General features: G+C 48.2%; 10 protein-coding genes. 2 read left to right on the plus strand and 8 right to left on the minus strand.

Features of this window, described 5'->3' with window-relative positions:
- Nucleotides 1-2: 2 nt before the first annotated feature.
- The 6 genes from ON063_RS09600 to ON063_RS09625 all read right to left on the minus strand — a co-directional run bounded on the left by ON063_RS09600 (nt 3) and on the right by ON063_RS09625 (nt 3,437).
- Entirely contained in the window at nt 3-941 is a 939-nt protein-coding gene (locus tag ON063_RS09600; RefSeq protein WP_274664980.1) for a DMT family transporter, read from the minus strand.
- A gap of 107 nt (nt 942-1,048) precedes the next feature.
- Nucleotides 1,049-1,531 (minus strand): hypothetical protein, encoded by a 483-nt coding sequence (locus ON063_RS09605; protein ID WP_274664981.1) that lies wholly within the window; start codon nt 1,529-1,531, stop codon nt 1,049-1,051.
- A complete protein-coding gene (locus tag ON063_RS09610; protein WP_274664982.1) occupies nt 1,506-2,006 on the minus strand; it encodes a hypothetical protein in 501 nt (166 codons plus the stop codon). The genes ON063_RS09605 and ON063_RS09610 overlap by 26 nt, the downstream gene beginning before the upstream one ends.
- Nucleotides 2,003-2,506, minus strand: coding sequence for a hypothetical protein (locus tag ON063_RS09615; RefSeq protein WP_274664983.1), 504 nt, complete (start codon nt 2,504-2,506; stop codon nt 2,003-2,005). The genes ON063_RS09610 and ON063_RS09615 overlap by 4 nt, the downstream gene beginning before the upstream one ends.
- 9 nt (nt 2,507-2,515) lie before the next feature.
- The gene (locus ON063_RS09620; RefSeq protein WP_274664984.1) at nt 2,516-2,974 is read right to left on the minus strand and encodes a hypothetical protein; all 459 of its coding nucleotides are present in this window, start codon (nt 2,972-2,974) and stop codon (nt 2,516-2,518) included.
- Between the two features lie 13 nt (nt 2,975-2,987).
- On the minus strand, nt 2,988-3,437 hold the full coding sequence (locus tag ON063_RS09625; protein ID WP_274664985.1) for a hypothetical protein: 450 nt from the start codon (nt 3,435-3,437) through the stop codon (nt 2,988-2,990).
- A 161-nt stretch (nt 3,438-3,598) separates the two neighbouring features.
- Between ON063_RS09625 and ON063_RS09630 the strand changes: the two genes are divergently transcribed.
- Complete coding sequence (locus ON063_RS09630) at nt 3,599-4,804, plus strand: MFS transporter (RefSeq protein WP_274664986.1); 1,206 nt, start codon at nt 3,599-3,601, stop codon at nt 4,802-4,804.
- A gap of 19 nt (nt 4,805-4,823) precedes the next feature.
- Nucleotides 4,824-5,255, plus strand: a complete 432-nt coding sequence (locus tag ON063_RS09635; protein ID WP_274664987.1) for a MarR family winged helix-turn-helix transcriptional regulator — start codon at nt 4,824-4,826, stop codon at nt 5,253-5,255.
- A gap of 34 nt (nt 5,256-5,289) precedes the next feature.
- Here the strand turns inward: ON063_RS09635 and ON063_RS09640 are convergent, their stop codons facing one another.
- Entirely contained in the window at nt 5,290-5,751 is a 462-nt protein-coding gene (locus tag ON063_RS09640; RefSeq protein ID WP_274664988.1) for a heme-binding protein, read from the minus strand.
- Nucleotides 5,751-6,295: MFS transporter (locus tag ON063_RS09645; RefSeq protein ID WP_274664989.1), on the minus strand; the 545-nt coding region annotated here is incomplete at its 5' end. The genes ON063_RS09645 and ON063_RS09640, both read right to left, overlap by 1 nt.

The raw sequence follows: 6,295 nt of genomic DNA on the forward strand, positions 1-6,295 counted from the left end.
CCTTAAGATAGACGAATCAATACAATTCCGATCACCATGACAATCAGACTGATGATTTGCACACCGGTGACCGGGTTCTTCTTCGCTCCGAACCAACCGAAACGGTCAATCAGTAAACTTCCACATAACAGTCCGACAATGACGATGATGACAGCAATCCCCGTCCCGACGATCGGAACGATAAGGACATTTCCTCCGATGAAGAGCGCCCCGATGATCCCACCGAGCCAGATCCACCACGGTTGACCTTTCAGTTGACCGAGTGGAACGGGTTGACGTGAGACGAGCAAGATGAGCAAGAGCGCCATCGTCCCGACAACGAATGAGACCAATGCTCCTTTCAGTGCCGATTCGAGCACCGTACCCAAATAGCCGTTAATGGCCGTTTGCGTGGCACTCATCATTCCTGTGAAAATCCCAAACAGTCGCCAAAGGTTCAGATTCTCGGTGTCCGTTTCCATCGAGACGACCAACTTGCCTCTTCGACGGTTGAGCCAGTCAGATAAGGCTACCGTTCCGATGACGCCAAGTAAGACGAGCACAACTCCGAACAAACGAAGCGCTGTAATTGGATGTTCGACAGAATTGAACCAACCGAAATGGTCAATCAACAATCCCATCAAAATCTGTCCAAAAATCGGCATGATGACCGTCTGGACACTTCCGAGCCTCGGGAACAACAAGATATTTCCCGTTAAGAACAAGACACCTAATAGTCCACCAATCCACATCCACCCTGGACCTTCCTGAATCACTGAGCTATCAAACCCGAATGACTGTCCGGTCAAAAGGAGTAACAGAAATAAAAAGATGGTCCCGACGGTAAACGATAAAAACGATGCGACGAACGGGGAGCCGACCACTTGGCGCAAACGAGAGTTCACACTCGTCTGCATCGGTAGCAAAATCCCAATCGTCAATCCAATCAAAATAGCTAACATGAATGTCTTCCTCGATTCTTCTACTAGTTCTCTATACATTGTCAGCTTACGCCTCGGCACTCAAGAAGAAAAGGACCGATGTCCTCAAATAAAAAAACGAACCCTTTTCAGGTGTTCGTTTTGGACTCATGGAAACGCTGATCGCGTGCTTCACGCAATTCTTTCCCAAGTACGTGATGCACATCGGACTTATGAAGCTTTTGATTGATGAGGTATGGTGTCAAAATCGACAGCCCACCAATCCCGAATAACCCGGCAATGGCAACGACGGGCGACAACGAATCAGCATAATAGGCGGCTAGTAGGCAGATGGTCGAGACGAAGCAGAGCCACTGGATTCCAAAGTCTGTATACACCAGACGTTGATAACGGGCATCCTCGTTAAAGGTAAGAAGCAGTTTTGTCTTCCGCCACTCGAGACAGAGATATGGAAAAAAACTGATGAACACGATGAGCGGAGCGTACAGTCTGTACTGCGCAGCGATGAGGAATGTCATCACGACGGTCGCGATGGCGACGCCCCACCGCCAACGCCAATGACTGTCATCTTGTTTGAGCAACTGTTCAATTCGCTTTTCTTTCGTCAGCATATGTACTCCCTTCGTAAGATCGATAGTGCTTCGTCACCTCATCCCGTGTCGGTTGGTCCGGGTCGGCTTGTCGTAATTGCCGGACGGTCTGATAGTGAGTCCATGCTAGCAGGACAATCCCTAGACCAATGATGCCCAGGACGATGAAGCCTAGACCGATTGACGAAACCTCAAGGCGACTGAGAAGGACCATTCCTATGACCACTCCAATCCAGTAAGAATAGAGGCGGTACAAGCGTCTCGTGAGTAACTCGGCTTTTCCGGACGTCAAGGTTTGCAACTGTTTACTTTCTTGACGTGTGAGATACATGAGTCCAGTCGCTGCTAGCGTCGACCCAATCCCCCATATCCACCATGTGTCAAAACCGAGCACAAAACTGTTACAGACAATGAGAGCTGCTGTAAGCCATATGCTCGTATTTTGATACATTTTCCGATATGCCCCGATATATTGAATTCGTTCTTGTTTTGTCATGACTCTTTACGACCTTTCCTTGAAATATCATCTAACGCATGTTTCAAACGCTCACGGTTTGCCCGGGTCCATTCGCCCGATGTGACGTGGTGCTCATCAAGCGCGGACTGCTTTCGGTCAATCCAACGTGGAATCAATATGAGACACGGTCCGCCGACGAGGAGCGTCCAACTCATCCAAGGTAAGAGATCGATTCCGTTGAAATGCATGACAATCAAAATCACGAACCACATCAGACTGATTAACATGACAGTAAAATCGATACGCAATAGATGATGGTAGCGTGTCGATTCGTTGAAGGATTGCTGTAATTTCATCTTGTTCCATTCAAGCCATGTCGCATAAAGAAGTGCGACACCTGGTAGGAGAATGCTATACGGACTCCATGTCGACAGAAAATAAATCGATACGCCTAACATGACTGCACTTACGATGATATTCAGACGGGTGAATCGCTTCTCAAACTGCTCGATTTGTTGAAGTCGTTCAGCTTTGTCCACGGTGTCACCTCAGTCTTTTACGAAGTCGAGTTTGATTTCGCGGCGCATCGGTTGTTCCGCGTCATACTCGGAAATCTGTCTGTCGAGCATCTTCTGTAAGAAATGCAATAAGATGACTCCACTTAAGAAGACGACGAATAGCGACCATCCCGGCCAACCGATTAGAACGATGAATGGAAAGAGGATGGCTAATAAGACGAGTAGCCCCATTTCCGATACATACTGCCAATCGATGATCCGTTTGGCTTGTTCCACATTCGTTAACTTCCTGACGAAGCGACGTTCTCGTCCGATGACGTAAAGCATAATTGTTAGTACGAGCGCCAACGGGATGGTGTACATCGGTTCTCCATTAGATTGAAGCACGAGTACGACAAGTCCACCTGTCAGTATTGCAAGAATTGAGCGCAACAAAAGCCAACGCTGCTGATAACGATAAATCGTATTGATCCGTTCTTGTTTATTCATCTCATTCATCCTTTCAGAATCGTCGAATCTCTCGACGTGTCGGTTGTTCCGGGTCGAGCCAGCGGATTTGTTGATCGAGCTTCTCTTGAGCCCATAAGATATAAAGCAATGCCCCACCGATGAGGACCGCAGGAATCCAAGACCACTCTATGATTCGAATGGCCAACGGATTCACCAGTCCGAGCAATGCGATAAAGAGGAAGTCCAGATGATACTGCAGTGTCACGACACGTTTCACCTGTTCTTGCTCCGACAATTGACTGATTGCCTCTGCTTCATTCGAAAAGAAGTAACGCGTCGCAAGTAACACCCCACCGATGATTGCGAACCCAATCCAAATGTTCCCATCCGTTCGCATGAGGAAATAAACCGCAAGACCTGCCGGAAGCGCTAAGAGTAAGCGTTGCAGGAGTCGCTTTCGATTTGATCGTTTGATTGTATGTAGTCGTTCTTGCTTGTTCATCTCATTCACCTCTTATTTCACTATACGGGATGCGCACGAGAAAAGTTCCGTTATTTTACATTTTCGTACCAAAGTCATGTTTCTTGACGATATGACTATCTCAGCTTATAGTTTAGTTAACTTAACTATATCTTAAAGAATGAAAGTACGAGGTTATCAACATGAGTTTATTAAGCAATTCCCGATTTGTGTTTACCTGGTTATCCGGGATGACGCTCACGCTCGGGTTTTCAATTTTCTTCTTGAGCGTCTCGTGGTTAACCATTGATGTGTTGAAACAACCGACGCTCCTCGGTATCATTCTGACCGCGGTTTCGTTACCTCGTGTGATCATGATGGTGTTCGGCGGTGTGTTCGCCGACCGGTTCCAAAAGAGTCGCTTGTTATGTTTAACGAATATCGGGCAAGGCATGTTGATGTTAATTGTCGTCTCGCTTCATTTTGCTGACGCATATTCGGTGGCAGCACTCTTGGTCATCTCCATATTGTTTGGTCTTTTAGACGGCATGTCTTACCCCGCACTGTCATCACTCATGCCTTCAATCGTATCAGGTCAACAGTTTCAACGCGCGAACTCCCTCTTCCAAGGGTCGCTCGAGTTGATGTTCGTCATCGGCCCGTTCCTTGCAGGGATCCTACTCACGTGGGGAAGTTTTGGTCTCAGTTTCGGCACAGCGGCTGCCTTGATCTTCCTCTCTGCGATTTTAATCATGCCTCGGCTGATTCAAGATCACATTCCCGAGGTCGCTCCGCTCTCCCCAAAAGATGTGCTCGTTGATTTGAAAGAAGGCATTCGTTACGTATCGAAGACGCCTGTTTTACGAAGTGGAACGTTCACGATCGCCATCGTCAACTTGTTCGTCATGGGACCACTCATCATGAGTATCCCGATTCTCGTCGGTGCGGTCGGAGGGACGGCTTTTGATTTAAGTATTATCGAAGGCGGACTCGCTGTCGGGACGTTCGTCGCAAGTTTCCTGATTCTATTATTGCGGTCCGTTCATCGGGGACGTTTCGTCTTCCGAGCACTGTTCCTGACGCTCGGCGCCTTCTTCCTCTACACGCAGGTTCAATCGATTCCGCTGCTTGCCGTTGCGGCTTCCATGAGCGGATTTATGATCATGCTCGTGTATTTGCCGACCGTCACCATCATGCAGGAACAAAGCGACCCTGACAAAATTGGACGCGTCATGAGTATCATGTCACTCGCCGCCTCGGGCCTTGAACCGATTGCGTTCGCCATCTTATCGGTTCTTGTCGCCTTGTCCGTCCCGATTCAAACGCTCTTATTGGCATTTGGTATAATCGGACTAGTGTGTGGTGTCCTCTTATATCTCCGGAGTGAAACGTTCCGACGGACACCGTAAAGAAAGGATGAATGACACGTTGAATGAAACACGAAAACAACAAGTCCTCACGATGTACCGCCAAATCGATGAGCTCGACTTGCTGTTCACGAAATATTTCACGGAATTGAACGAATTTGAGTTGAGTTATCAACAAGAACAAATGCTGCTTCTCTTCAAACGCCAAGAGACGTGGACGACGACAGAGATCGCGACGAAGATGTCCATCTCCAAAAGTGCCGTCAGTCAGGTGATCAAAGTGCTCGAGCAACGCGACTTCGTCGTTCGGGAAAAAAATCCTGAGAACCTTCGGGAAAGCTTCATCCGACTCGGTTCGAACGGTCTGGCGTACTCGAAACAAATCGATGAGATTGAAGAACGCCTCGCTGAAGAGATGTTCTCCGTCCTCGAGGATGACGAGATGAAGATGATCAACCGCTCGCTCGCGTTGATGATTCAAAAGTTCAAATGAAGAAAGGGATTTCCACATCGGAAATCCCTTTCTTTTAGTTCATCTTATTTTTATATCGTTCAAGTCCTCTGACCGCATACTCATGATCGAGCTCTGGTGTTAAGCCTGCGACTGTCACCGTACCAATCATTCCGGCACCGTTCACGCGGATCGGAAGCGTTCCTCCGATGGCCTGATAGTCGTTCGCTGGTAACAGTGAATTTGTATCGTGTGAAAGATCCGACTCCTCAAAACGCTTTGCGATGAAGTGCGAGCTACGTTGATAGTGATCCGTCACCCGTTTCTTCCGGAACAACCACATGTAATTCTCTTCTGTCGTCCCTTCCATCAAATGCGTGAAGACCGGGATACGGTTCTTTTCAATATGAACGGCGACGTTTACCCCGTCCTTTTTCGCCAAGTCGATGATCGTCTGACCGAGTTGAAGTGCCTCTTCGTGACCGAACGTTGAAAGTGTCAATTGTTCCTCTTGTGCTTGAAGTTGTGTTGTATTCATCATAATCTCTCCTTTTGTTTGTTGTAACTGACCATCGCAAGAAGTGACGCGAGTAACGCCATCCCTGCTCCGACAAAGGCGGTATTCAATACGTCTGAGACGGCGAGGACGACACTACCGAGCGTCGAACCGAGTGCGATCCCAATATTGAATGCCGAAATGTTTAATGCAGATGCCATTCCTTTCGCCGACGGGACGTATCGTTCCGCGAGCTGAACGATGTGTGTCTGTACACCGGCTGACATCATGAACGCTACGAGTCCGAGAAGTGAAATGGCAACAAGCGCCAAGAATTTCTCCGGTAATAGGACGTATTGCAGCGCTAAAATGACTGCTTGAGCAAGAAAGACGAAACGTAAGCCTTTGAGCGGCTCCTTGTCTGCGATTCGTCCTCCGATGATATTCCCGATAGCGACAAACACGCCGTATAGTAACAGAATCCACGTGATGCTCGAGCTCGCATACCCACTGACACCCGATAAGATCGGTGCCATATACGTGAACAGGACGAACGTCGCCCCGAACCCGAGGATTGTCATTGTGA

This window comes from Exiguobacterium sp. B2(2022) (assembly GCF_028823655.1).
Taxonomy (GTDB): domain Bacteria; phylum Bacillota; class Bacilli; order Exiguobacteriales; family Exiguobacteriaceae; genus Exiguobacterium; species Exiguobacterium aestuarii_A.